Source organism: Bacillus sp. LJBS17 (assembly GCF_019334685.1).
GTDB classification, from domain to species: Bacteria; Bacillota; Bacilli; order Bacillales; family Bacillaceae; genus Bacillus; species Bacillus subtilis.
The window spans coordinates 1,853,094-1,876,704 of the sequence record NZ_CP079759.1 but is presented as its reverse complement, the minus strand read 5'-3'; the positions used below and the strand labels follow the sequence as shown (position 1 = coordinate 1,876,704).

Annotated in this window: 27 protein-coding genes and 2 pseudogenes; 14 read left to right on the top strand and 15 right to left on the bottom strand. The window is 36.3% G+C overall.

The window, feature by feature from the left end; all coding sequences use genetic code 11:
* Positions 1–5 precede the first annotated feature (5 nt).
* The 8 genes from KXZ66_RS09405 (at position 6) to phrK (ending at position 8,123) form a co-directional block, all read left to right on the top strand.
* Complete coding sequence (locus tag KXZ66_RS09405) at positions 6–824, top strand: hypothetical protein (protein ID WP_219144971.1); 819 nt, start codon at positions 6–8, stop codon at positions 822–824.
* 13 nt (positions 825–837) lie between these two features.
* A complete protein-coding gene (locus KXZ66_RS09400) occupies positions 838–2,922 on the top strand; it encodes a glycosyl hydrolase family 28-related protein (RefSeq protein WP_219144891.1) in 2,085 nt (694 codons plus the stop codon).
* A 134-nt stretch (positions 2,923–3,056) separates the two neighbouring features.
* Positions 3,057–4,700: a hypothetical protein gene (locus tag KXZ66_RS09395; RefSeq protein WP_219144890.1), complete on the top strand. Its 1,644-nt coding sequence runs from the start codon at positions 3,057–3,059 to the stop codon at positions 4,698–4,700.
* 197 nt (positions 4,701–4,897) lie between these two features.
* Complete coding sequence (locus KXZ66_RS09390; RefSeq protein ID WP_219144889.1) at positions 4,898–5,953, top strand: peptidoglycan recognition protein family protein; 1,056 nt, start codon at positions 4,898–4,900, stop codon at positions 5,951–5,953.
* Positions 5,954–6,068: 115 nt separating this feature from the next.
* Positions 6,069–6,461 carry a hypothetical protein gene (locus KXZ66_RS09385; RefSeq protein ID WP_219144888.1) on the top strand — a complete coding sequence of 131 codons (393 nt, stop codon included), beginning with the start codon at positions 6,069–6,071 and terminating at the stop codon, positions 6,459–6,461.
* Between the two features lie 20 nt (positions 6,462–6,481).
* Complete coding sequence (locus tag KXZ66_RS09380; protein WP_042976275.1) at positions 6,482–6,733, top strand: phage holin; 252 nt, start codon at positions 6,482–6,484, stop codon at positions 6,731–6,733.
* Between the two features lie 155 nt (positions 6,734–6,888).
* Positions 6,889–8,004, top strand: a complete 1,116-nt coding sequence (gene rapK, locus KXZ66_RS09375; RefSeq protein WP_219144887.1) for a response regulator aspartate phosphatase RapK — start codon at positions 6,889–6,891, stop codon at positions 8,002–8,004.
* On the top strand, positions 8,001–8,123 hold the full coding sequence (phrK, locus tag KXZ66_RS09370) for a phosphatase RapK inhibitor PhrK (RefSeq protein ID WP_004399440.1): 123 nt from the start codon (positions 8,001–8,003) through the stop codon (positions 8,121–8,123). The genes rapK and phrK overlap by 4 nt, the downstream gene beginning before the upstream one ends.
* 51 nt (positions 8,124–8,174) lie before the next feature.
* Here phrK and KXZ66_RS09365 read toward each other — a convergent pair whose 3' ends face one another.
* On the bottom strand, positions 8,175–9,425 hold the full coding sequence (locus KXZ66_RS09365; protein WP_219144886.1) for a Y-family DNA polymerase: 1,251 nt from the start codon (positions 9,423–9,425) through the stop codon (positions 8,175–8,177).
* Positions 9,418–9,750, bottom strand: coding sequence for a YolD-like family protein (locus tag KXZ66_RS09360; protein WP_069322722.1), 333 nt, complete (start codon positions 9,748–9,750; stop codon positions 9,418–9,420). The genes KXZ66_RS09365 and KXZ66_RS09360 overlap by 8 nt, the downstream gene beginning before the upstream one ends.
* Before the next feature lie 173 nt (positions 9,751–9,923).
* Between KXZ66_RS09360 and KXZ66_RS09355 the strand changes: the two genes are divergently transcribed.
* Positions 9,924–10,259: a YolC/YozM family protein gene (locus tag KXZ66_RS09355; protein WP_159376906.1), complete on the top strand. Its 336-nt coding sequence runs from the start codon at positions 9,924–9,926 to the stop codon at positions 10,257–10,259.
* Positions 10,260–10,301: 42 nt separating this feature from the next.
* Here the strand turns inward: KXZ66_RS09355 and KXZ66_RS09350 are convergent, their stop codons facing one another.
* Together KXZ66_RS09350 and KXZ66_RS09345 are read right to left on the bottom strand one after the other, a co-directional pair.
* Positions 10,302–10,658, bottom strand: coding sequence for a hypothetical protein (locus KXZ66_RS09350; protein ID WP_019712874.1), 357 nt, complete (start codon positions 10,656–10,658; stop codon positions 10,302–10,304).
* A gap of 5 nt (positions 10,659–10,663) precedes the next feature.
* Positions 10,664–11,131, bottom strand: coding sequence for a YolA family protein (locus KXZ66_RS09345; protein ID WP_219144885.1), 468 nt, complete (start codon positions 11,129–11,131; stop codon positions 10,664–10,666).
* Between the two features lie 232 nt (positions 11,132–11,363).
* Between KXZ66_RS09345 and bsrG the strand changes: the two genes are divergently transcribed.
* Complete coding sequence (gene bsrG, locus KXZ66_RS09340; protein WP_041338712.1) at positions 11,364–11,480, top strand: type I toxin-antitoxin system toxin BsrG; 117 nt, start codon at positions 11,364–11,366, stop codon at positions 11,478–11,480.
* 320 nt (positions 11,481–11,800) lie between these two features.
* Here bsrG and KXZ66_RS09335 read toward each other — a convergent pair.
* From KXZ66_RS09335 to KXZ66_RS09315, 5 genes and pseudogenes are all read right to left on the bottom strand, one after another.
* Positions 11,801–12,398 (bottom strand): annotated as a pseudogene (locus KXZ66_RS09335) (SMI1/KNR4 family protein).
* A 63-nt stretch (positions 12,399–12,461) separates the two neighbouring features.
* Positions 12,462–12,959, bottom strand: a complete 498-nt coding sequence (locus tag KXZ66_RS09330) for an SMI1/KNR4 family protein (protein WP_003246188.1) — start codon at positions 12,957–12,959, stop codon at positions 12,462–12,464.
* A gap of 8 nt (positions 12,960–12,967) precedes the next feature.
* The gene (locus tag KXZ66_RS09325; RefSeq protein ID WP_219144884.1) at positions 12,968–14,683 is read right to left on the bottom strand and encodes a ribonuclease YeeF family protein; all 1,716 of its coding nucleotides are present in this window, start codon (positions 14,681–14,683) and stop codon (positions 12,968–12,970) included.
* A gap of 99 nt (positions 14,684–14,782) precedes the next feature.
* Entirely contained in the window at positions 14,783–15,340 is a 558-nt protein-coding gene (locus tag KXZ66_RS09320) for an SMI1/KNR4 family protein (RefSeq protein ID WP_141556159.1), read from the bottom strand.
* Between the two features lie 21 nt (positions 15,341–15,361).
* Positions 15,362–16,348, bottom strand: coding sequence for an HNH endonuclease signature motif containing protein (locus KXZ66_RS09315; RefSeq protein ID WP_219144883.1), 987 nt, complete (start codon positions 16,346–16,348; stop codon positions 15,362–15,364).
* Between the two features lie 267 nt (positions 16,349–16,615).
* On the opposite strand from KXZ66_RS09315, the gene yokF reads away from it, so the two are divergent.
* The 3 genes from yokF to aacD all read left to right on the top strand — a co-directional run bounded on the left by yokF (position 16,616) and on the right by aacD (position 19,124).
* The gene (yokF, locus tag KXZ66_RS09310) at positions 16,616–17,506 is read left to right on the top strand and encodes an endonuclease YokF (protein WP_219144882.1); all 891 of its coding nucleotides are present in this window, start codon (positions 16,616–16,618) and stop codon (positions 17,504–17,506) included.
* A 13-nt stretch (positions 17,507–17,519) separates the two neighbouring features.
* Complete coding sequence (locus tag KXZ66_RS09305; protein ID WP_032725953.1) at positions 17,520–18,002, top strand: PH domain-containing protein; 483 nt, start codon at positions 17,520–17,522, stop codon at positions 18,000–18,002.
* A 303-nt stretch (positions 18,003–18,305) separates the two neighbouring features.
* Positions 18,306–19,124 (top strand): aminoglycoside N3'-acetyltransferase, encoded by an 819-nt coding sequence (gene aacD, locus KXZ66_RS09300; RefSeq protein ID WP_004399070.1) that lies wholly within the window; start codon positions 18,306–18,308, stop codon positions 19,122–19,124.
* 19 nt (positions 19,125–19,143) lie between these two features.
* Here aacD and KXZ66_RS09295 read toward each other — a convergent pair whose 3' ends face one another.
* The 5 genes and pseudogenes from KXZ66_RS09295 to KXZ66_RS09275 form a co-directional block, all read right to left on the bottom strand.
* Positions 19,144–19,278 (bottom strand): hypothetical protein, encoded by a 135-nt coding sequence (locus tag KXZ66_RS09295; protein ID WP_004398929.1) that lies wholly within the window; start codon positions 19,276–19,278, stop codon positions 19,144–19,146.
* A 160-nt stretch (positions 19,279–19,438) separates the two neighbouring features.
* Positions 19,439–19,594: a hypothetical protein gene (locus tag KXZ66_RS09290; RefSeq protein WP_003246211.1), complete on the bottom strand. Its 156-nt coding sequence runs from the start codon at positions 19,592–19,594 to the stop codon at positions 19,439–19,441.
* A gap of 178 nt (positions 19,595–19,772) precedes the next feature.
* Entirely contained in the window at positions 19,773–20,288 is a 516-nt protein-coding gene (locus KXZ66_RS09285; protein WP_219144881.1) for a hypothetical protein, read from the bottom strand.
* A gap of 232 nt (positions 20,289–20,520) precedes the next feature.
* Positions 20,521–20,814, bottom strand: coding sequence for a hypothetical protein (locus tag KXZ66_RS09280; RefSeq protein WP_032721590.1), 294 nt, complete (start codon positions 20,812–20,814; stop codon positions 20,521–20,523).
* 107 nt (positions 20,815–20,921) lie between these two features.
* A pseudogene (locus KXZ66_RS09275) lies at positions 20,922–21,479 on the bottom strand (AAA family ATPase); the annotation flags it as partial.
* A gap of 639 nt (positions 21,480–22,118) precedes the next feature.
* Here KXZ66_RS09275 and cwlC point away from each other — a divergent pair.
* Positions 22,119–22,886 carry a sporulation-specific N-acetylmuramoyl-L-alanine amidase gene (cwlC, locus tag KXZ66_RS09270; protein ID WP_015383726.1) on the top strand — a complete coding sequence of 256 codons (768 nt, stop codon included), beginning with the start codon at positions 22,119–22,121 and terminating at the stop codon, positions 22,884–22,886.
* Between the two features lie 63 nt (positions 22,887–22,949).
* Here cwlC and KXZ66_RS09265 read toward each other — a convergent pair whose 3' ends face one another.
* Positions 22,950–23,570, bottom strand: a complete 621-nt coding sequence (locus KXZ66_RS09265) for a hypothetical protein (protein WP_101501636.1) — start codon at positions 23,568–23,570, stop codon at positions 22,950–22,952.
* Positions 23,571–23,611 lie beyond the last annotated feature (41 nt).

Sequence of the window (23,611 nt, the reverse complement as noted above, 5' to 3'; positions counted from 1 at the left end):
TTAATCTGACTGATTTCGCTGAGCTATATAACGATCCGATTTTAAGCAAAAAAAGAAAAGGATCAGTTGAAGATCCCTACCTAACCTATAATGAAACACTTACGGTATCCAATGGTAGAGTTCTTCTAACTGAAGTTCCTAACCGTGAATTCCGTGTCGAAGTTATTGGCGATAACAAAGAATGGCGAGAAATTGAAGATGGCGAACTTGAAGACAACTATTTTAAAGTTGATTACCTAATGGGTGTTGTATTTTTCAAAGCTACAAATGAAGGAAAATCGCTTACATTCAATTATAGTGGCGAAGGAGCCTCCTTCTTCCCTGCCTCTCGAATTTGGATTAAACGCCAAGGAAACATGGTTGTCGAAACTCTTCAGGGACTTATTGACGAAGCCGAAGATGCAATTATTCGAATGAATGAGCGAATTGCTGAATGTGAGCGTGTTACAAAACGGTGCATTGAAATTACAAACTGGTGCAGACAAGCCACTTCTGATTATGAGTATGTTGTTGAAAACACCAGAAAAATATATCTGCCAATGGTTTATACATATAACGATTTATTGAACACCTACCCTACTCCTCAAATAGGATGGGTTGTCACAGTTAAAGAATCAGGAATTGAATATCGATGGGATGGCTTTGACTGGATTAATATTAGTATTTCTGATCAGTTTGATGGTTATGATGTTGTTTGCAGTTATATTGAGCCTTATAACATAAGAACAATATGGCTTAGAACAAACAATGCACCTGCGAAAAAACGAGTAAAGACTTCTGTAGAGACTCCTGATGGAAGCATGATTTGGATTCGCAGAGGTTAAAGGAGGTTACATATTGAACGAAAATTTAATACCTGTAAATACTATGGGCTACTATGACGAAGAAGCACAAAAGTGGGTACCCGTAGATGCAGTTGGCTTAAAATCAAATGACAATAGATACACTGCAGATGATATTCGTAGTAAATTTGATGAATTCAAAAAGAACACAGACACATTACGAACTGAGCTTGAAAGCACAGGTGTTAGCATTACTAGGTTTGGTGCTAAAGGCGATGGAGTAACAGATGATACAGATGCATTTCAAAAAGCCTTGAATATTGGCGGTAAGGTAATTATCCCGCCTGGAACATATCTTGTAGGTCAGCTAAAGATAAACAGCAATACTCACTTCTTTGGTTCAGGAAAACCAACAATTAAACATAATCTCTCCACCGGCTGGTCTTCTCCATTTCCACGTGCAATGATTGCAAATTCTAATTTACCCACATATAAAAAACCAGATGATGCTACCAGAGAATATAAAGCTGGCTTAAATAAAAATATAATCTTAGAGAACATAACTTTTGATGGCCAGAATAGCCCAATCTACGGTATACAGATGGTTGCTGCTGATTATGTTTCCATCATTAATTGCGACGTAATTAATACATCTGGTGGGCTAGATTTCAGAGCTGTTAGAGATTCTTATGTAAACTTACATCTAGACAATGTACAAGAAGATGGCATTTCAATCTCTGATCAAAATTTTAAACCTTTGACTGGAGAAAGAGGTATCTCTACTCGAGTACTTTTCGAAAAGTGTCTCGTTGAAAACTCATGCCTTGTTAATTCTGACACTCCCCCAGATGCAAATGCATATGAATTTGATGATGGTATGTCTCATATCTACCTCTTAAATTGTGGAGCTATAAATAATCATGGATCAGGCTTTGAAGTTCACGTTCATACTTCAGAATATGATGTTACAGATATCCACTTTATAAACTGCTTCGCAATCAACAATACCCCGTCAGCCGGTGTAACACGAACAGTTGCTGGCTTCCACCTTGGTCAAACTCCTCTCGAAAGTAAATTAGGTCGGATTTATTTCGAAAACTGCACGTCAATTGGAAGTCCAAATGCTTTTGCTGGAAGCCCCGGTTCACAAGAAGGTACTAAGGATGAAATTTTTATACACGGCGGCTACTGGGAAGCTGGAAACTTTTACGAAAACGAAGTAAGAGATATGCGTAAAACAGCAATGTTATTGAAGAAACAATTTAATAACTTTGTCATTAAAAACGCTACAATTAAGGCTCCCAAAGATGGATTTGGCATCTATACATATTTAGAGGGTAAAGATTTAACTATAACTGGGAACATATTCAAAGATACCTATATAGCTGCAAGGCTAGGTCATTATGAGGGAGACGTTGTTTTTAGTGATAATCGAGTAGACCCAGGGGAACACACCACAAGTCCTTACTCTGCTTTTGTTTACGTTAATACTAAAACTGCGATCATTAAAGATAACATCCTTAGAATGAATTCAAATGATTACTCTTCTTCAATAGTTAGAGTAAACGGTGTAAAACGAAGCATCATTTCGGGAAATACAATTGAAAACACAGGTACGCTTTATAACAATGCTATTCAGGTTGATGGTGTAGGAGAAACAATTGTTGAAAAGAATATAGCAACTAATTTTGAAACTGGCGTGTTTATGTCTAACGAGTCTGATTCAGTGATTATATCAAACAACAGCTTTAAAACATGCACTCGAGTCACTAACAGAACAGATGCCAGCTTTTTAATTCTTGGTCAAAATGCTGGTGCTACGGTTAATAATCCTGGATGGATTAATGCTCAATTAGAAAACGGGTGGCAATCTTTCAGAACACCTCGATACACTAAAAATGGAAACATTGTCACTATTTCTGGGGCCGTTAAATCTGGAACTGCTGGAACTACAATACTTACTTTGCCTGAAGAATACAGACCAGCATATGCAGTAACATACACTCAATACAATAGTGGGACATCAACAAAAAGTGTTGTAATGACAATAAACAATACGGGCACTGTTGTTCTCTCTACAGCAATTCCGGGAGCTAATACTGATTATGTTTTATTAGATATAACTTTTACCTTAGGGTAATAAATAGAAAGGAGTCCATGATGTGGACTCCTTTACTTTTAATTCCATTAGGAATATAATTGGAAATGAATAATTTGGTAATGTTATAGACTTTAATACTTATTATTTAATTGAAACTTTTGGAGGAATACTTTATGGCATTGAAGAGTCTACTCTCTTTTAAAAATAAACTTCAAAGCAATGTCAGCAACATTGAGTCAGAAATGACCATGTACAATGAAATGATTGAAGGCATCGATGAAATCGAAACTGAAGACGGAGCTCAACAAAAAGTTGATGCACATAAAAACGAAGAAGGATTACATGTCACAAGTTTAGAGAGAGAAAAATGGAATTCGGCATATCAAACATCTACGGAAACAAAAAATACAATTGATCAATTAAGTTTATCTAATGCTCAATCAAGGCTTACACTTTTAAGTGCATATGATGATATTGAAGCATATCACCCAAAGGTAGTTGGTTTTAAGGAAAGATGGAACGGCTACCTCTACTGGATGGCATTCACTCCATACCCTAAAGGAGCTCAAGCAAAAGAGAATCCTCATATTTTAGTGAGTGATGACATGATTAACTGGTCTGAACCTAACGGATTTAAGAATCCTCTTGAACCGCAGCCTAATGGAAGTGCAGATAAACAATATAATTCAGATACTCACATGGTCTATAATGACCAATTAAATAGATTAGAAGTCTATTGGCGATTTGTAGATGATGATGCCAAAACCGTGACGATTTTTAGAAAAGTCACAATAGATGGTAAAACGTGGAGTGATAAAGAGGTTGCAATTACCGGCATCAGAAGTGACAGAGATTATATTAGTCCTGCAATTATCTTTGAGGACAATAAATACAAGATGTGGTGCGTTACTAATGGATACAAAGTAATTTACTCTGAGAGTACCACAGGAACAGAGTGGGATGAATTTAAAGATATTAATATCCCAATGGAAGTACCTATGAACTTATGGCACCTTGATGTTATCCATACAGATGTTGGGTACGAGATGGTTGTTACAGCTTTTGTTACAGGCCAAGACAGAAATACAATGACTCTTTTTCATTCAGTGTCAGAAGACAACGTAACATGGTCTTTAGCTAAACCTATACTCAAACCATCCAAGAAGGAATTTGCATGGGATAACCAAGGAATTTACAGAGCTTGCCTTATGAAAATGGAAGGTATGTACTTCCTTTATTACTGTGGGTCAAGTAAAAAGTGGGATCGTGGAACAGGTTTAAGTTTTGGGACAGATATTTATCAATTAAAAGGATTAGACAAAAACGATGTCCACATTCTACAAAATGTTCGATCCGTTAATATGATTTATAATGCCTTCCTAAGAAACTATGGATTGCAAATAGCTGCACTTCAGCCGGACAATTCAATTTGGAAAGCATGTTTGCGTTTTAGTAGCGCAAATGAAGTGAAATTCGTTAATGATTTCAATGAAAACACTTTAATCAATTTAGCTGTTGATGCATTGAGAACATCTAATGGAATTAAATTCATTGGTAAATCAGCTTATTACAACTCTAATGAATTTAAAGTGTATGAACCAGGTAGGGCTAGTGTTGTTGGGATTGGGGCTGCTGATTTCTTAAGACCTAAGAGAGTAAATGATCCAACAAAGTCTGGGGGTCTAGAAATATCTTCAGTTGTCTTTGAGGATAACGGGGTTTGGGATGGAACTGAACGTGAAGGTGCAATTAGATATGACAGCACACGGAAAAAGCATGTGGGATTCGATGGCACTGAATGGCATGATCTATATTAATTTTTAAGGCACCTTCTCTAGAGGGTGTCTTATTTAATTGAGGTGGTGATTATGTTTTAGATAAAATATAGATTTTATTCAAAATACATACTTGAAAGACAGAGATAACAAGAGCATACGTGAGATAAAGAGAGATTGGGTTTAGTCCCCTTCTCTCTTTTTTGTGCTCAAATTTAATTATTAGGAGAGATGTTTTTATGACAATTCAAGCGAGACAAATGCTGGTACCATCAAGTAAATATACAATTAAATGTCCTTATGCAATGACAGCTGAATATATCACATTCCATAATACAGCCAATGATGCATCAGCAAATAATGAAATTAGCTATATGAGAAATAATAACGCAACAGTATCATATCATTTCGCTGTAGATGATAAAGAAGTTGTTCAAGGACTTCCTACAAACCGGAATGCATGGCACTGCGGTGATGGAGACCACGGTACAGGAAACCGCAAATCAATTGGTGTGGAAGTTTGTTACTCTAAATCAGGTGGGGAACGTTACAGAAAAGCAGAAGCTCTTGCAATCAAGTTTATTGCACAACTACTCAAAGAACGTGGCTGGGGAGTTGAGCGAGTTAAGAAACATCAAGAGTGGTCAGGTAAATATTGCCCTCACCGTGTTTTAGATGAAGGTCGTTGGGATGAAGTTAAAACTGCAATTGCTACTGAATTAAAAGCTCTCGGTGGTAAATCAACTACTCCAACTAAACCAACAACCTCCTCCCCTTCCTCTTCATCAGCAGTAAGTGGTTCACTAAAATCAAAAGTTGACGGTCTTCGTTTCTATTCAAAACCATCTTGGGAAGATAAAGATGTTGTCGGCACAGTAAATAAAGGCATTGGATTTCCTACAGTTGTTGAGAAAGTTAAAGTCGGATCTGCGTATCAATATAAAGTTAAGAACTCTAAAGGTGCTACATATTACATCACTGCTTCTGACAAATATGTTGATGTTACAGGAACAATTAAAACCTCCTCCTCTGCCCCAAAAACAACATCAACTTCTTCAAGCTCCTCATCTATTAAATCCGTGGGAAAAATCAAAATTGTCGGTGTATCAAGCGCAGCAATCGTAATGGACAAACCTGATCGAAATAGTTCTAAAAATATTGGCACAGTTAAGCTTGGAAGCACTATTTCAATTTCTGGTTCAGTTAAAGGTAAAAACAATTCAAAAGGTTACTGGGAAGTTATTTATAACGGTAAACGTGGATACATCTCAGGACAATTCGGTTCAAAAATTTAATTATATTCAATAATCTCGGAGGATATTTGTTGATCTAATGTATCAGTGACTATCCTCTTAATTTTAGGAGGTGATGTAATGTCACCTTTCTATATTCATTAAAGGTTGGTGACAAATGGATAACTTTGAGCAAAGCACCATTTCAAGATTAAGTGCACTAGAAGAAAAAGCAAAACACACCAATAACAAGATTGACTCTCTTGAAGAAAGAACAAATGTTATTGGTCGTATTGCTACGCTTGTTGAGCAGCAAGTCGAAATTAATAAAGATTCTCAAGCACAATCAAGAGAACAGTTCAGCACTCTAAGCGAAATGAGCAACAGTTTAAAAAATCTAAGCAAATCATATGAAAAACTGGACAATCGAGTTGAAATATTGGAACGCTCTGATTCTACTCGTAAAATTGATCCCTCACAGTTTACAAAAGACCTTGTATTCAAGGTGCTGCCAAGTGTAATTGCCACTATTGTCGGTGCATGGTTGCTCATACATTTTGGCCTCAAATAAAATTAACAGGAGACGATTAAATGACTAAAATCAACTGGAAAGTAAGACTTAAAAAGAAAACATTCCTTGTCGCAATTTTCTCTGCAACGCTTTTATTCGTACAAGCTATTGCCTCTGCTTTTGGATACGACTTAACTGTATTTGGCGACAATTTGACAGAGAAATTTAATGCACTTCTAACTTTTTTAACAGCGATGGGGATCATTGTTGACCCTACAACTCAAGGTATTTCTGATAGTGAACAAGCAATGGATTACGATTCACCGAGATAAACCCCATACCCTTCTCTTGATTGAGGAGGGTATTTTTTTCGTTTTGTCGTAATGAAAAAATTGCAGAAAACTTTACATCCTTTTACAATTTTTTCAATGACTATGTTATGATTGTTTTCGAGAGATTTTTGAAATTTTCAGAAAGAGGGGTTTAAATGAGTAAGATCGCTTCTGAAGTTGTCGCTACTACACTGAATGACTGGTACATTGCTATAAAAAAACAAAAGGTTGATGAATCAATAAAATATTATTCAGAGATAAAGAAACTTTTTGATGAAATGGAAGAAGATCAAGAAGTTCTTGCGTATTATAGTCTATTAGAAGAAAGACATAAAATGTTGCTGCATTCTTCACGAGGAGAGCCTTTACAAAAGCACACCTATTTTACTGAAGACAATCAAAACTTCATAAAAAAAACAAATGATAAATTAGAATACAACTTTTATTTATTTGAAGCAATGTATGAGGCATACAACAAAAACTATGATCGAGCAATCAACTTATATGGATTAGCTGAGAAAAAGCTTGCAGAAATTCCAGATGAAATTGAAGCAGCTGAATTTTACTCTAAAGTCTCTTACTTATATACTCTTGTTAAACAAAGCATTGTGGCACAACACTATATAAAAAATGCAATTTCAATATATAAGCGACACCCTGATTATAAATGCAAACTAGCTACATCAACAATGATTGCAGCTGCAAACTATGCTGATATGAAACGATTTGAGGAAGCAGAAAAATATTATTTAGAAGCAATTGATATTGCAAAAGAAACAAAAGATGAATTTTTAAAAGCTCAATTATATCACAACCTCAGTATCGTTTATTCTGATTGGAACAAACCTGATAAATGCATTAAATCTCTTGAAAAAGCAATAGGAAATGAGTCTTGGTTAAATTCTATTTATTATATAAATTCTTTATTCATGATGATTAAAGAACTCTTTAAAATTGACGAAAAAATGAAAGCCATTAATTTTTACAATAAAGCACAGGAAAGACTCATATTAATGGAGAATAAAGTATACGAAGCCAAAATTAGCATCTTATACAACCTTTATTGTGGGGAATTAAAAAATAATTTCAATAACTGTATTAGTAATATTGAGTTTTTAAAACAGCAAAATGAACTTGAAAGTGTAGATGAATTGTCCTACATAGCTGCAAAAAGGTTTGAATCAATAGGTGCTTTTGAAGAAGCAACGAGCTTTTTCAATGCGAAAGTTTGGGCTGAACAGAAAATGAATCAGGTGGAGGGAATCTTATGAAAAAACTTGTGCTTTGCGTATCTATTTTAGCTGTGATTTTAAGTGGAGTAGCTTTAACGCAATTGAGTACAGATTCACCATCTAACATCCAGGTAGCTGAAAGGCCTGTCGGAGGTTAAAAAAAGGTTGATTAATTTAGCCCTACTCATAAATTTGAGTGGGCTTTTATTTTATGATTTATGTCCACCAGTCAACCCTGCTCTGTGAAGAGCAGTGCCAGCAGGTGTATAAGAAACTGCTCTCAGAATCGCTTTAGAGCCGTATTTACTTCTAATCCCATCCATTACAAACCCAAGTTTCCTTCTCTTTTCATTATCCACTTCAAATAAACTCAACTGTTGATTAACATCATCCTCAATATTTGATAACGTAACTGAGATACTTCTTACTGTTTTACCCGAGTAAAACTTATTAAAGAGTATCAAGCAGCATTTATAAATATCCATCGTGATATTTGTGGGAAGCTCAATTGTTTTGGATCGATGGAATCCACCACCAAGCTCATCCTTGCTGTACCCAATTCCCAGGCTGATCGTTCGACCAACTTTATTATGTGTACGTGCCCTTCTTGCGACTTCTTCACAAATCTCTAGAAGAACAGCCTTAATCTCTTCTCTCCTTGTGTAATCCCTCAGTAAAATCTGACTCTTGCCAAAACTAATCTGCCCCTGCATCAACGGAGCACCTATTTCAGATAAATCAATTCCATGAGCATGATAATACAATTGGTTTCCCATTATTCCAAATTTCTTTTCAAGCAGCTCTAAAGGAAATTTAGCTAACTGGCCTACAGTTGATATTCCCATCCGATTCAGATTTCTTTCCATCCTCCCTCCTATTCCCCACATTTTAGACAAAGGTCGAACCTTCCAGAGTTTATTTGGCACATCTTCATATCTCCAACGTGCAATACCACTTTTTGTTTTCTTACTCTCCAGGTCAAGTGCAAGCTTACTGAGCAACATATTGTCACCAATTCCAACTGTACACATCAGGCCAAACTCTCTCCGCATGCTACTTTGAATTGCTTTGGCCATTTCTTCAGGATTTTCTTTTCCTGCATCTAAAAAAGATTCATCAATTGAATACGTATGGACACATCTTTCAGGAACAAATCTGTAAAACAGCTTTGTAATCTCAGTCGAAACTCTGATGAAAAGCTTCATTTGCGGATTTACAATGTGTATTCTTGGATCTTCAGGTATCTCGAACAATCTCGATCCTGTTTTGATTCCAAAATCTTTTTTAAGTGCAGGAGATGCAGCTAACACTACACTTCCCTGTCTCTCCGTATTTCCTACAACTGCAAGGTAGCATGTTAAAGGATTAAGTCCCATTGTTACAGCCGATACAGAAGCATAGAAGGATTTCATATCGACACAAAGTATATTCTTACGTGGAAATTGTGAGTAATCAATCATTGTATGTAACTCCTATGATGTTATTCATGTTGATATATACTGTTTTGTCATGCTGATCTTTTACATGAAGCCTGTGTTGTTCAAAATTAATGTAATGGACTCTGCCGTTGACATTTTCAACGAATCCATTGTTAAAGAGTTTGAATTTCAACTCTTTATTAAATTCAAGTGCCTCAGAGACGAGAAGATCCATCTCTTCAATTTGTTGGTCATCTAAGGATGGTTTTTCAATTTTTGATACATCAATCAAATCTTGTTTAAGTTGTGTTAAATGTTCTGGAAGCATCATTGATGTCCATTTGATTGTTCCTCGATCCCTAAGCATATCGACTCACTCCTTTATTGATCTAATATTAACAGAACAAACGTTCTTCATTCAAGATAAACCAGAACAAAAGTTCGATGTAAATGTTGGTAATAAAATATAAAGGTCAATGATGATTTGCGTAGTATTAATAAAGGAGGGATTCTTTTCCATGAAGGAGAGTGTAATGGTTAATGAAGAAGAGGCTAATCGGATTTTTGGTCTTAGTTCCTGCTTTGATTATGTCGGGTATTACTTTAATCGAAGCAAATAAAAAGTCCCCTTTGGAAGTAATTGATAATATTCGGGATGAATTTGGTATATTCAGTGTGCAAATTGGTCAAACAGATCCGGCAATTACAATTGGCATGGATCAAACCAAAAGTGAAGCAAAGCTCCGTGAGTATTTAAAAGATAATCTGTCTAGAGAAGCAAAGGAAAAATATAAGATCTATATATTAAAAGATGATATTAATAAATTGGAGAAAGAACATCGAGAGTATTTGAATGCAAATAACCCCAATAAGTAAAACGCCCAGCATTTTTATTAAGCTGGGCATTGTTTTCATTATTTAAATAGAATTTCTATAAGCATTAATTGCTTCATTTCGCAACAGCATATTATCTTTATTAACCATGCCTAAGTTATATGCTTTTTTGATAACATCTAATACCTGCGAATCCATTGTAGAAAGGTTTCCGCCTGCAGTAAATCTCATTTTCCAGTCTTCTAAAGACTTATTCAAATCAAGCGTGCTTTTTTTATTCTCGGGTTTAACGATCTCATTTTTCTCAAGTTTTTCGCAAAACTCGTTAAAACCTATGGAAGATTGCTGAGTATTGTTCTGACCATACCCTTCTGTTGCTAAGCTACAAAAAGCTAAGAATTTTGGATCTTTAGTTACATCATAATTAGAAGTACTAATCACCTGGTTCACTCTCTTTCAAAATCAATTTTTTGACTGTAAACAAAAGTAGTGCCTGAGCTCAATGCCTTAATCTGTATAGAGTTATCTTGAAGTGCGTCCATGGGAACCTCAAAATATTTATCCCAGCCTATTACCACCTTATTTTGACCAAGGATGGCATCAGATTTAAACATCTTAGCTGTGCCGTTATACAACAGATTCTTACCATCTTTGCCTGTGATAACTGTTAACTTGGTATAACCCATAAAACGAGCTTTCACATATAGTTTATTCCCCTTCAAAACGTTTGGCGCTTTGGTTTGACTAGCAGTGATGTTATCCCAAGCAAAATCGTTTCCGTCTGATGTAATCCCTGTAATTTGTAGATAGTAGAGTGGTAATGCTTCTGCCGCTTTTGCTTTTGATGAATCAGTGAAAGCGAAAGCAACAACTGCTAGAAGAGCAAGCAGTACATATGTAATTCTCTTCTTCATTTCCTAAATCCTCCTTGGTACAAGTTTACATGTTAAATATCGTCAATTGGAGGGAATTGTTTAATATTTGAAATAAAAAAAAGAACCTGCATTGAGCACGTTCATTTCATACTGTCAATTTATTGTGAATTTTTAACGACAAGGGGATTAATGTATAGTATAATATTTCCTGTACATTAAGTTTGCTCACTCAAGGGAGTCTTGCTCATCCCCTATGAAAGGGGGTGGGAAAATGACTGTTTACGAATCATTAATGATAATGATCAATTTTGGCGGGTTGATATTAAATACCGTCTTGTTGATCTTCAATATAATGATGATTGTAACGTCAAACCAAAAGAAAAAATAGACCTCCCTTGAGCCCTGAACAAGTTTAAGGGAATGGTCTATCTCAGTTAATACCAATGAGCAAGCCCTTTGATGGGCAGCTTTTTGTACAGAGCCGGGGTGTTCGCGCACCTCGGTCTTTTTATTTTATGCATTTCTACAAATCAAAATGCAAAAAATAATTATTTGTATCATTACCCTAATTATAACCATATAGAAATGGTATTTGCAATACTATTGCTTTATGGTTAAAACCATTATTTTATTGAATTGTGGATGCTTACTTCTGCAACATCTCATACAATTGCAATACTTTTGCTTAGAGGAGCGTTTTAAAAAAGACTATTTGTCTTTCCCAAAGAGCAACTTTCCAAAATCATTGTCCAAAATCTCAATTTCAACATCGCTAACATTATCATCAGTTTCAGTTGGTTCATCAACTAAACTTAGGATAAACTCCTCAAACGAATTGGCAATCAGGAAAAAGTCTTTCTCAGGATGACTTGATTCATGATCCCAAAACAATATCTTTTCATTATCGATATCCATACATATTTCATTCCCGCCTGCAGAGCTTGCAATCGGGATAATATTTCTAGGAAAGCGATCAGAATATGTATCGATCGCTTTCTGAAGATTGTTGTGATCGTTCGCTAAACCATAAAAACCCTCTAACAATTGTATATCATCGCCCTTGCCCATCCAAGGATCTTTCTCTAAAGGTTTATAGCAAACGTCATACTCAATCTCATCTGTTGTTTTTTTTACTTTCTAAATAACATCCTCCATATTTCTTCAAAAAGTCCTTATAATCTGAAGGTAATTGATTGCCTATGTTCATTTCAAGCTCTTTGAGTTGTTCATTTGTATTAATGCTAGGATATCTGCCAGCATCAATCGTAAACTCTTTCAACTTTTGTTCGATCTTAGTGAAGCTCATTTTAATACCCTCCGCATTGCACATCTTTAGCAATGAACAATTGCAATACTTTTGTTTAATAGATTATTCAATTTCTATGCCATCATATGCATCGCCTAGTGATACATAATCATCCCTTAACCAATACCAATGTTTACCCTTATTTTCAAGCAGTCGCTGTATTAAATCTGTAAATGAACTTGCTATCACCTGTGTTTCGCCGACTATTCCATGTCGATCAAAAAAACTGTCATAGCATTTTCCTTTTCGCTGATCGTTTAAGTCAATTGTTAGGTATTCTCCTTTTCCATCCGTGCAAACAATATACCACTCGGATGAAATGTCTTCTTCACAGAGCTCCCCAACAATAATGGGATTAGCTAATTCAAACTCAGCTGGTCGTACTATGTATATTGGATAATCCGCATTTTCATATAAAACTGCTCCACCACATTGTTCATAAAATTCACTAATATCTTTTGGTAGTTGATGCTTCTCGTCTATTACTGGGAGACCATCAGCTTCAAACAGCCGACAGTCTGATGTGGAAGCAATCTTCTTGATTAACATATCAATGCTCAAGTCCGCACCTACTTTCTAAAGTTGTATTGATTAAATGCGTTATAATATTGCTGTCTAGCTTCTTTAGGAACATTAGCAGCATCAAACATCTTCTCAGTAAGTTCTTGTATTTCTCTGGGGGATACTTCTTTCCAGTTTACTTTGCCGCCAACTTTCTTCCCTGTTTTTTCGAACAACCATTCTCTATATACTTTCTTGGTAGCGTTGTGTTGTTCCTTAGTTAAAGCTACTGTTGGTGTGTTACTCCCTCTACTCACATAATTCGGAACATTGTGTTTAGCCCATACGTCCATTACACCGTGATGATTCTCTAAAGGACTGTTACTTGGTCTATAATCAACGACATCGAAAGGTTTTACTTCTTTATCTGACCCTTTAGCAAAACTCATTAGCTGATTTTTTAAGTTTTCTCCATCCACTACATTGTATGGCACGTCCCCTGCCATAGCAAGATCGTACTTAGGGTTATAAGGCAGCAAATCTGGAATCTTGACGTCCTTAATTTTCTTCCCTGCTTGACTAGCTTTATTTATTACCTTGCCTGCTGCATCAGCTTTGTTAATGGCTCCTGCACCTTTTGTTCCGACAACAGCTGCAGCCACTGAGCCAATTGCATACGTTACCCATCTTGACCTTGAATAGGCATCTCCATTCACCATATCCTTTTGATATGACTCTTCAATTGCAGCAGATATTGCATCATATGTTTTAACTGGATGAATAACTGCATTGCCAAGCGCTGACAATGTTTCTCCTGGATCGGTGATGAAGTCCCATAAGCCGGTTACAGTGTCTTTGCCAACGTCATATAAGCCTACCCCTACACCTTTTACGATGTCCCAGGTGATTTCTCCTGCTCCTTCTAGCTGCTTTGCTTGTTCAATTTGCACTGCAAGCTGTACTTGAGCTGGCTCCAGATTCTCGTACCCTACTTTCTTAGCAATCTCTAAATATTCATCAGGATCAGACACACCGTCATTAAGTTTCTTTTTCAATTCCTTAATTTCTCGTTCTTTTGCTTCTTCTTTCTTCACGGTTAAATAAGCTTCTGAATGCTGCTCAATATCGCCTTTTTTCTTATGTATGTCACTTTCTCTATACGCTTTAGCGTTATAGTGAATCGGTGTGGCGTTCTTCCCTTTGCCTGTTGATTCCTGTAGCTTTTTAAAATCTTGCTGGATGAATTGTTCATTTGGTTCAGTCTCAGCGTACTCTGTTTTTAAATCCTCATCAAGCTTGTTTATCTTATCGATTGTTTTTTCACGTTTGTCATCTGCAGAAGAAAGTTTGTCTTTGAAGTCTTCTGTTGAGAATATTTCAAGTGGAAGAATATCATTGATGTCGTTTAAAATGTCTTTCATTGCTTTTTTCTGTTCAGACATAATGGATTTTGATTTTGTGTATGCATTTACAAGTTCATGTTCTAAGAAGGATTCTTCTATGTATGCATCAGACATCTTAGCGTCTTCAAGTTTTGCAGAAATGCTGCTTAAGAAAGCAATTTTCATATCGATAAGATCAATCCATTGATCTGTAACGCCGACATGGTCATGATAAAATGCTTTAATGTTGTCTGCACCCTTACCTGAAAACTCGCTGTCGTCTAGGTCAGCTACAGCTTTAAACGCTTTTTTAAGCTTCACCATTTGCGACCTTAGTTCCTTATACTCTTTGGTTCTTTTATCCGCTTCAGAGAGCAATGAATCAGCTTCAAATACCTTCATTTCATTCTCCTTTCAAGCCTACTCTATGTAAATTTTACCACAATCATTTGCTTGAATAACAGAAAAAGACAGCCAGAACTGACTGTCTTATACATCACACTATCTTGTTCTATAATAATTTTCTGCGGTATAGTAGCGCCAATCCCAAAAAGGTTCCCCATTAGCCAATATATACCGGTCTAAAAATATTTCAAAGTTTAAATTTAATGGATTATATTCTAAACCACTTTCAAATATATAGAGATAGTTAGGATCACCTTGATTAATTTTATCTTTATCGATCATTAAATGGCATTCTTCCAATAAGTAGCCAATTGGGATACCATTGATACCTTCAAACAAATCCTCATATTTTAGTTCCTCTTCAATCTCTTCAAGGCTAAATAGCTGAAGTCCTCCACCTATATTCTCCCCATCAGAAAGAATCTCAAAAATTTTCGCACCGTTATGTAGTGTGATGAACTTCTGATAATCCTCTGGAAGGGTGATCTGGTGTTTAGTTTCAAAACTTTGAATCTCATTAAGGGTTGCTTTGTCCGAGGAAAAAGTAACAAGGCATTCCATGGTATCTCCTTCAGAACAAAACAATTTAATGGCTCCTTTTTCATCTAAGAGACTTTTCAAACCATTTACAGTCTTATGAACAAAGTTAGTCAAATAAATCGCCCCACTTACTTGTTAATATCCAGTCCACCAAGGAGACACAGTTTTTCGGTGGAAATCCTTTTTTAATGGGAATAAATTGTTCATATCATTATTCCCTCCGTACTGAAGAGGAATAATATGGTGAATTTCATAATCACTCCAATTCCATTTAGGGTCTCCATATTTCTTTATATACCAACTTTTATATTTGTCTCTAATTTTTTTATCCCTTTTCTCTCTATCTTCAACTGGGATAACTTTCATGTTAGCATAAGCCGGTGCCGGCATTACTTTTTTGTTATGATTGTTTTTTGCATATGGGTATAATACTGCTTTTTTATTTGCAAGAAATGGTGAAGACGTTTTAGAGTCAACTACTGGAGGAGAGTCTTTCCATACAACTGAAGCCGAAAATTCTCTTTTATAGAAGCTAGTTCCACCCACTCTAAAACTTTTTGAAGAACTTGCTCCTGCCTTTATTTCTCCAAGCATAAATTTCTTAGTGTGTGCAAGAACTCTAATGTACTTTCCATTTACGGATTTATTGGCTAGTAAGTTATTTGAAGCATTCACGTACATAGGCTTTGTGCCAACAACTTTAGTGATTCTAATAACGTTTGTTATTGATTTGTTCTTCTCACTTAATAATGTTTCAACTTGTACTTCTACATAGCCAGGTACTTTCCCTTTAGTTTTATTCTTTATTTTGGTCTCTTTATTAGAATATAGATCAACTCGATCTCCTGAGATACTTGAATCGTAGTTGTAGAGATAATCATGATTTAACTCAGATGCGAGAATATCTGCTTGTTTAATTTGTTCTTTTTCATTTCCAAGATCAACTTTTTTTAATTTGGCATTTTTATTTTCATCTACTTCAAATTTAAGTGTTCCCTTAAACAACGAGGTAACATTCTTCTCAGAATTAGAGGAAGTTGCTTCAACCTCTTTAGTGTTTAAGAAAAGTAGCATGGTAAATGATAAAACTGCAAATAAAATTAGTGGAACAAATTTTTTCATAATGGTTTCTCCTTTATTGTTAAAATTTCAACCTCTTATGAAAACTCACAGATGAATATTTTTTCTTTTTTTACATTTAATTCCTCCTTTCGAGAAAGATAGTACCACTGACCTTTTTTTCAAGCAATGCTTTTTACTCACTTTTAAACTATTGTTTATGTAAGATTTTATTTAAAATTCAATTTGAAAAGATTGGATAAAGGATTATAATTATTGATGGTCTACCGATATAGATAGAGAACAAACACTTTAAAAGGGGAAATGAAATTGAAGAAAGTAATATTAGGCTTTACTGCATTCACTTTAAGCTTATCATTGGCTGCCTGCGGCTCAAATGATTCTGAAAAAGTAAGCACAGAAAAAGAAACACCACAAGCTTCTACAGATGTAGAAAAGAAAACAGAACAAAAGGAATCTACTAAAGAAAAAACTGCTGACAAGTCTAAGGAAAAAGACAAAAAGGAATTGGTCGATGTTACTCTAGATAGAGCTGTTGATGGTGACACAATTAAAGTTAATTACAACGGAAATGTAGACACAGTGCGCTACTTGCTCATAGACACACCTGAGACGAAGAAGCCAGATTCTTGTGTTCAACCATATGGTGAAGATGCGTCTAAGCGAAACAAGGAATTGGTCAACAGTGGTAAGCTGCAACTGGAGTTCGATAAAGGTGACCGCAGAGATAAATACGGAAGACTATTAGCTTATGTTTATGTGGATGGCAAATCTGTTCAGGAAACATTGCTAAAAGAAGGATTGGCCAGAGTAGCGTATGTATATGAGCCAAATACGAAATACATAGATCAATTTAAGAAAGACGAGCAAGAAGCAAAATCAGAGAAGCTTTTAATCTGGAGCAAGAATGGATATGTGACTGACCGAGGATTTAATGGCTGTGTGAAAGAGAAAACCACTGCAGTTAAAAAAGCAACAACATCTAAACCGGCAGCTAAACAGCCTACAACTCCAAAGGCATCAAGTGAAACTTCGACTACAACTGAAAATGAAGCTTCTGCAGAGTCAACTGGGGAAACAGAAACGTTTAAAAATTGTACAGAGTTAAGAAAGAAATATCCCAACGGAGTTCCTAGCTCCCACCCTGCTTACCAATCTAAAATGGACAGGGATCATGACAACTATGCTTGTGAACGATGAAAGGAGATAAGTGATGGGACAAAAATTTCATAAATTAAACTCTAAGTATGGAATCATAGATTATCCAATACTTTTAAAAGATCTTGAGTCCATCATTCAAGAATTCCCTAAATCAGAAAGAAAGTTTTATGAGTATGCAATTAAAGCTTTAAAAAAGGAAGTTGGGAAAAAGGAAAAGATTTTACATATGACTTCTGCAGATCCAAAGCTTACTAAATTTGGTTTTATGGTTATTACTGAAAAGAAACTTCTATTTGTCACTATGAAAGGCGGTATTTTCGGGGGTGCAGATACTGAAGTTGTTGAATTTAAAAGTATCAAAGAAGTTGACTTCGATATTGCTCCAAATCCCTTGGGAATGGCCACGATGCAATTGGGTATCCTCCATTTAAAAATCAAAGGTAAGCTTGGAATGAGTAGCAAGCGTACCATTAGAAATATTGATGAACATTCTCTTGATAAAATAGTAGCTATACTAAGAGAGCAAACAAAATAAAAAGCCCGTTTTTGGGCTTTTCTTTTTTTATATGGCTAAGTTAAAGATAAAGGTTGATTTAATATTATGGATAACGGAGTTTCTTATATTTTATGTAGTTTTAAATGGATTTCTAAGTTTACTTGGTTATTTATGTTAAACTAAATATAAAGAGATTGTAAAAACTTCCACTTAAATTAACGGGTCAGTTAGTTTAAGAAGATGAATAAAAAAACAACACCTTTCATCAAGGGGTCTTGCTAATTTAATTGTTGCAAACTTACAGAGTATCTAATAAGAGGTTATAGATAGGAGATGAACTAAATGAAAAAAATAGTTGAAAGTACAACTTTTCCAAGAACAAAACAGTCTATAACAGAAGATTTGAAAGCTTTAGGATTAAAGAAAGGGATGACCGTACTTGTACATTCCTCTTTATCATCTATAGGATGGGTAAATGGTGGAGCTGTTGCTGTGATTCAAGCATTAATAGATGTTGTTACTGAAGAAGGTACCATCGTGATGCCTTCTCAATCCGTGGAATTATCTGACCCAAAAGAATGGGGAAACCCTCCCGTACCAGAGGAGTGGTGGGATATTATTAGAGAAAGTATGCCAGCCTATAATTCTAACTATACTCCCACTACTAGAGGGATGGGGCAAATAGTAGAGTTATTCAGGTCTTATCCAGAAGTTAAAAGAAGTAATCACCCAAACTACTCCTTTGTAGCTTGGGGAAAACATAAAAACAAAATCCTTAATCAACATCCTTTAGAATTCGGACTGGGTGAACAATCACCTCTGGGGAAACTTTATATACGGGAATCATATGTATTATTATTAGGTGCTGATTTTGATAGTAGTACCTGTTTCCATCTTGCTGAGTACAGAATTCCTTATCAAAAAATTATAAACAGGGGTGCACCTATAATAGTAGAAGGTAAAAGAGTATGGAAAGAATATAAAGAACTTGAATTTAGAGAAGAACTATTTCAAGAAGTCGGTCAAGCGTTTGAAGCAGAACATAATATGAAAGTTGGCAAAGTGGGTTCTGCTAATTGCCGCCTTTTTTCACTTACAGAAGCAGTGGATTTTGCTGAGAAATGGTTTATTAATAATGATAGTAAAAATATAAAAAAATAGCTTGGTCTACCAAATGAGTTTAGTAACACTTTTTAAAACTATCGGGTTCTTTAGGTTTAAAATTGACAGTTAAATCATTGAGCTTGGAAGGAAATTTTTCAAGCTTATTTTTAGTGTCCACCTGTTTAGCCTTTTCACTGAGAAGGCCTCCCACTCTGTTGATCCTCGCTTAACAATGGGAGGGCTTAACTCGTTATAAAAATAAGCGCTCTCCCCTTCGGAAATACGCCTGGCTATTTATTACCTTATTATCATATTAGCCGATGTAAAGCAAAACAGAGTGTCACGTTGACTCAAAATTTTGTCAAATCATTTCATCCATAATAATCATCTGAATTGTAATTAAAGTACTCAAAAGTATCTTCAATGACTTTCTTGCAGATATCACATACATCCCAATGTCCCATATCATTTTGTTCGGTATAAACTTTGGACACTTCACAAGTGCAATAGTCTACTTCTTTAAACATGCTTATCCCCCTTCGTCTTTGAGATTATCATACCACGTAATCCACGAATTAACTTATGCTTTATACAATCGGCTCGCCTCTTCATTCTTTAATTTCCTTCACTAAGTAAATCACTTTGCAAATCCACCAAAAATGCAGATTCAAAGCCCTTTGCAACTCTCTGTTGTATAAACCAATTTTATATCCCCCATTCAGTGACTGCATAAATAATTTCATTTGGGTTAGGATCATGATCTAAATATCCACCATATCGAGACACTAGAACCCCATATTTAAAATTAAAGTCAATAATCCATAAATCGCTGTTATTTATTTGTTCCCACAGAAAATTAAAGTTCTCTATTATCCAGTTACCGTTAATCAGAAAAATTGGGCTATCCTCTATCCCTAAATATAAGTAAACTTGTTCATCAGGAAGCTTAGTTTGTTGCACATGATTGATCACTTCATATTCCCAACTGTATTCTTTTCTATGCTCACTGTATTTAATTGCAAAATCATTTTTATGTAATTCAAAGTTCCATTTTTTCTGAACTTTATCTAGGATTCTTTCTAATTCAGGAGATGTGATTAGACTACAATCCTCAATAGTAGTTGCCATATCACGAGGCAGTGTTGACATCAATGTTACTCGGAGGCTTTTTTGTTTGTTTATTTTCAACTTCCGTCTAAGAAGCATTTTTCGATTGTCCATACTATCCCCCATAAATAATAATGTAAGGTTAATAAAAGAAGCCAGAGAGTATGTGAGGGAACTCTCTGGCCTATAGTGGTTGATACACCAACTATGATACATATACAGGATACTTTATATTTGTGATGTATTCAAGCAGCTTTCAGGTTTAAATAAAATGGGAATTTTATCGAGAATTAATTATTATATACAGACATATCCGATAAAGCCAAAACTAGATGTAGAATCAAATTTAATTTTTATACTGATTTTTAAAGGTTAAGTGTTTAATTCCCTGATCCTTAAAAACTTGACGGATATAAGGTGGAGAATAATCGAAAGCTCGACTAATTTCCTTCAGGCTCATTTTCTTATTGAAATGCAGATCATAAAGAAAAGCAAAGTCCTTAGTTCGTCTACGCTTAGACAATTCCTGAAATGAAAGCTTGTCCACATTTTGTGATTTAAATAAATCTAAAATAATCCAATCTGAGATATTTAGTTCCTTAGAAATCTCTCCTACAGTTTTAAGCTCTTCAAAGTGCATTTTTTTTATCTCATTAAATCGCTCTAAATATTGCTGCCATACGTATTTATGCTGACGTTGAGGCTGAGGGATATCGAGTTGAGAAGTGGCATAAAAGTTAAAACCTTGTTCTTTACAAGTGTGTCGATCGCTTCTTTCCCAAAGTCCTTTTCGCCGCCTCTTGCCAGCGAGTAGGCTTCGTCTATAAACAAAATGCCACCTAATGATTTTTTGATTAAATCTCTCGTCTTTTGGGCGGTGTGTCCGATATACTCCCCGACCAAGTCAGCCCGCTCCGCTTCTATTAAGTGGCCTTTTGACAGGACATTCATTTCAAAGAACAGCTTGCCGATGAGCCGTGCAACCGTCGTTTTTCCCGTTCCCGGATTTCCTTTAAACATCATGTGCAGCACTTGCTTTCCAACCTTCAAGCCTTGCTCCGCGCGTTTTTGGTTCACAAAAATCCAGGCGTATATTTCCTTGATGTTGCGTTTCATTTCCTCCATCCCAACTAATGCGCTCATCTCTTTTTCGATTTCCTTCAAAATGCCGTGCTTTGCTTCGTTTTTTTGCAATGCAGCCTGATATTCCGCATCTGCCTCAGCATTCGTCAGCACCTGCTTTTGCCCGTTCAGAATAATGTTGATCTGTCCGTTGTTTTTATAAGTCACAGCGCGCTCCAACATCTTCACCTCTCTGTTCTCTCTATATGATATTCAAGCGGATGCCGATTGTGACAAACGCCTATCATGTGTCGAAACAATTGCTTTTTTCGGGAACAATAAGGAATCCTGCGCTTTCCCGAGAAATACTTTATTTCTTATTGTATTCACGGACATGGGGTGGACAAACCATGAGATTTTGTTTTTAATCATTTTGTCAAAGTATTATAGTGAGCTTCTTTCTCATTATTTTCTCCATTCGCCAATCCTTTTTTCATGCAACGGGCTGTTTTTTGTACGAAGCGTATTACCCGCCCTAAGATACCTGAAGTGTTTTTCTTTTTTTCGATTTATAAAGGGGTGTCTTTAATGAAAGGAGCTTTTCTCATCAATTTACGTTTCAAATGCTTGATTTAATATGAACGCAAAGCTTAAAACCAGCAGGAATCAGTGCAGGTTAACCGAACTCAAAGTACATACAAACATATGGTATATGTACATATTTCATGTCGGACCGTATCTGTTGTCGCTTCATGTTGAATTGTGCGCTTTCCCGAGAAATAATTTCCGGATGTGAAAGGTTATTTCCTCATTTTTCAGTTGAATGATAATCGTACAAGCAGAAGCCGTGTTTTTTCATATCCTGTAATGAGGTGATGAAAAATGGTTAAAATTTTTATTGATCCTGGCCATGGCGGGTCTGATCCAGGCGCAACAGGTAATGGCCTTCAGGAAAAAACGTTAACCCTGCAAATCGCTTTAGCCTTACGTACGATATTAACTAATGAATATGAAGGCGTTTCTTTGCTGCTGAGCCGGACAAGCGACCAATTTGTCAGCTTAAACGACCGGACAAATGCCGCAAATAACTGGGGAGCAGATTTCTTTTTGTCCATTCACGTTAATTCCGGGGGAGGCACAGGTTTTGAAAGCTATATTTATCCAGGTGTAGGAGCCCCGACGACGACTTATCAATCGACAATTCACTCTGAAGTGATACAAGCTGTCGACTTTGCCGATCGCGGCAAAAAAACAGCGAACTTCCACGTCCTAAGGGAGTCGGCAATGCCTGCCCTCTTGACCGAGAACGGCTTCATTGATACCGTTGCCGATGCAAATAAGCTGAAAACGAGCAGTTTTATTCAAAGCTTAGCGAGAGGACATGCAAACGGGCTGGAGCAAGCCTTTAACCTTAAAAAGACTTCCAGCTCAGGGTTATATAAGGTTCAAATCGGCGCATTTAAAGTCAAAGCGAATGCCGACTCGCTCGCAAGTAAAGCCGAAGCCAAAGGTTTTGACTCGATTGTCCTTTTAAAGGACGGATTATACAAAGTGCAGATTGGCGCATTTTCATCCAAAGACAATGCAGACACCCTCGCTGCCAGAGCGAAAAATGCCGGCTTTGACGCTATTGTGATCCTAGAATCATAGCCGAGACGGGGACGAGCGTCTCATAAAAAAACCCGGCTCCTCATCGCGAGAAACCGGGTTTTTTTATTCAAGAATATCAACAACAAACTGTGACCATGTTTCCAGACGGTTGTAGATGTCTTCCTGTTTTAATTCAGAAACTTTCATCCATTTACCCGCAATTTGTTCTTTCTCCTTCACTTCCACTTGTGCCCCAGGCTTTAATTGAAGCGCAGAAAGAATACCGATATGCACTTTGCCAACACTGTTTTCATCATCATTGATCAATCCCAGTGTGACAATCGCCTGTTTATCTTCTTCATTTATTTGCAGTTCTTCCTCAAGCTCACGGTCTGTGTTCAGCTTTAAGACTTCAGCAAATGAAGCTGCGCCTTCGATGGCGTTCATATGGCCGCCAAAGCCGAGAGAAAGCTTGTTGTGCAGTCGCGATTCACCGCCGCCAGCCAGCCGCTCGTAAAGAAAAACTTCATCTTCACGCTTAATGACGACATAAGGTATCGGCTGCTTGAAACGCGGATCTTCTTCTGCGTCCCCTCTTCTCATTTCACGATAGGCCGCTTCAATCTGAGCCATGATTTCGGCTACTCTGCTATCTTCATTGTACACGCCCTGGAAGGTTAAGCTTTCTTTCTTAAACACATCATCGCGCGGGGCAACTAAAATCATTTCGTCCATTTTTCCCATGGGTACTGCGTCCTCCTCATTTGAACCTTCAAGCCGAAAAG

Excerpts from the sequence above, each read along its gene's own strand:
- KXZ66_RS09395 (WP_219144890.1), top strand. The coding sequence starts at position 3,057 with ATGGCATTGAAGAGTCTACTCTCTTTTAAAAATAAACTTCAAAGCAAT.
- KXZ66_RS09390 (WP_219144889.1), top strand. The coding sequence starts at position 4,898 with ATGACAATTCAAGCGAGACAAATGCTGGTACCATCAAGTAAATATACA.
- KXZ66_RS09385 (WP_219144888.1), top strand. The coding sequence starts at position 6,069 with ATGGATAACTTTGAGCAAAGCACCATTTCAAGATTAAGTGCACTAGAA.
- KXZ66_RS09380 (WP_042976275.1), top strand. The coding sequence starts at position 6,482 with ATGACTAAAATCAACTGGAAAGTAAGACTTAAAAAGAAAACATTCCTT.
- rapK (WP_219144887.1), top strand. The coding sequence starts at position 6,889 with ATGAGTAAGATCGCTTCTGAAGTTGTCGCTACTACACTGAATGACTGG.
- phrK (WP_004399440.1), top strand. The coding sequence starts at position 8,001 with ATGAAAAAACTTGTGCTTTGCGTATCTATTTTAGCTGTGATTTTAAGT.
- KXZ66_RS09365 (WP_219144886.1), bottom strand. The coding sequence starts at position 9,425 with ATGATTGATTACTCACAATTTCCACGTAAGAATATACTTTGTGTCGAT.
- KXZ66_RS09360 (WP_069322722.1), bottom strand. The coding sequence starts at position 9,750 with ATGCTTAGGGATCGAGGAACAATCAAATGGACATCAATGATGCTTCCA.
- KXZ66_RS09355 (WP_159376906.1), top strand. The coding sequence starts at position 9,924 with ATGAAGAAGAGGCTAATCGGATTTTTGGTCTTAGTTCCTGCTTTGATT.
- KXZ66_RS09345 (WP_219144885.1), bottom strand. The coding sequence starts at position 11,131 with ATGAAGAAGAGAATTACATATGTACTGCTTGCTCTTCTAGCAGTTGTT.
- bsrG (WP_041338712.1), top strand. The coding sequence starts at position 11,364 with ATGACTGTTTACGAATCATTAATGATAATGATCAATTTTGGCGGGTTG.
- KXZ66_RS09325 (WP_219144884.1), bottom strand. The coding sequence starts at position 14,683 with ATGAAGGTATTTGAAGCTGATTCATTGCTCTCTGAAGCGGATAAAAGA.
- KXZ66_RS09315 (WP_219144883.1), bottom strand. The coding sequence starts at position 16,348 with ATGAAAAAATTTGTTCCACTAATTTTATTTGCAGTTTTATCATTTACC.
- KXZ66_RS09305 (WP_032725953.1), top strand. The coding sequence starts at position 17,520 with ATGGGACAAAAATTTCATAAATTAAACTCTAAGTATGGAATCATAGAT.
- aacD (WP_004399070.1), top strand. The coding sequence starts at position 18,306 with ATGAAAAAAATAGTTGAAAGTACAACTTTTCCAAGAACAAAACAGTCT.
- KXZ66_RS09290 (WP_003246211.1), bottom strand. The coding sequence starts at position 19,594 with ATGTTTAAAGAAGTAGACTATTGCACTTGTGAAGTGTCCAAAGTTTAT.
- KXZ66_RS09285 (WP_219144881.1), bottom strand. The coding sequence starts at position 20,288 with ATGGACAATCGAAAAATGCTTCTTAGACGGAAGTTGAAAATAAACAAA.
- KXZ66_RS09280 (WP_032721590.1), bottom strand. The coding sequence starts at position 20,814 with ATGCACTTTGAAGAGCTTAAAACTGTAGGAGAGATTTCTAAGGAACTA.
- cwlC (WP_015383726.1), top strand. The coding sequence starts at position 22,119 with ATGGTTAAAATTTTTATTGATCCTGGCCATGGCGGGTCTGATCCAGGC.
- KXZ66_RS09265 (WP_101501636.1), bottom strand. The coding sequence starts at position 23,570 with ATGGGAAAAATGGACGAAATGATTTTAGTTGCCCCGCGCGATGATGTG.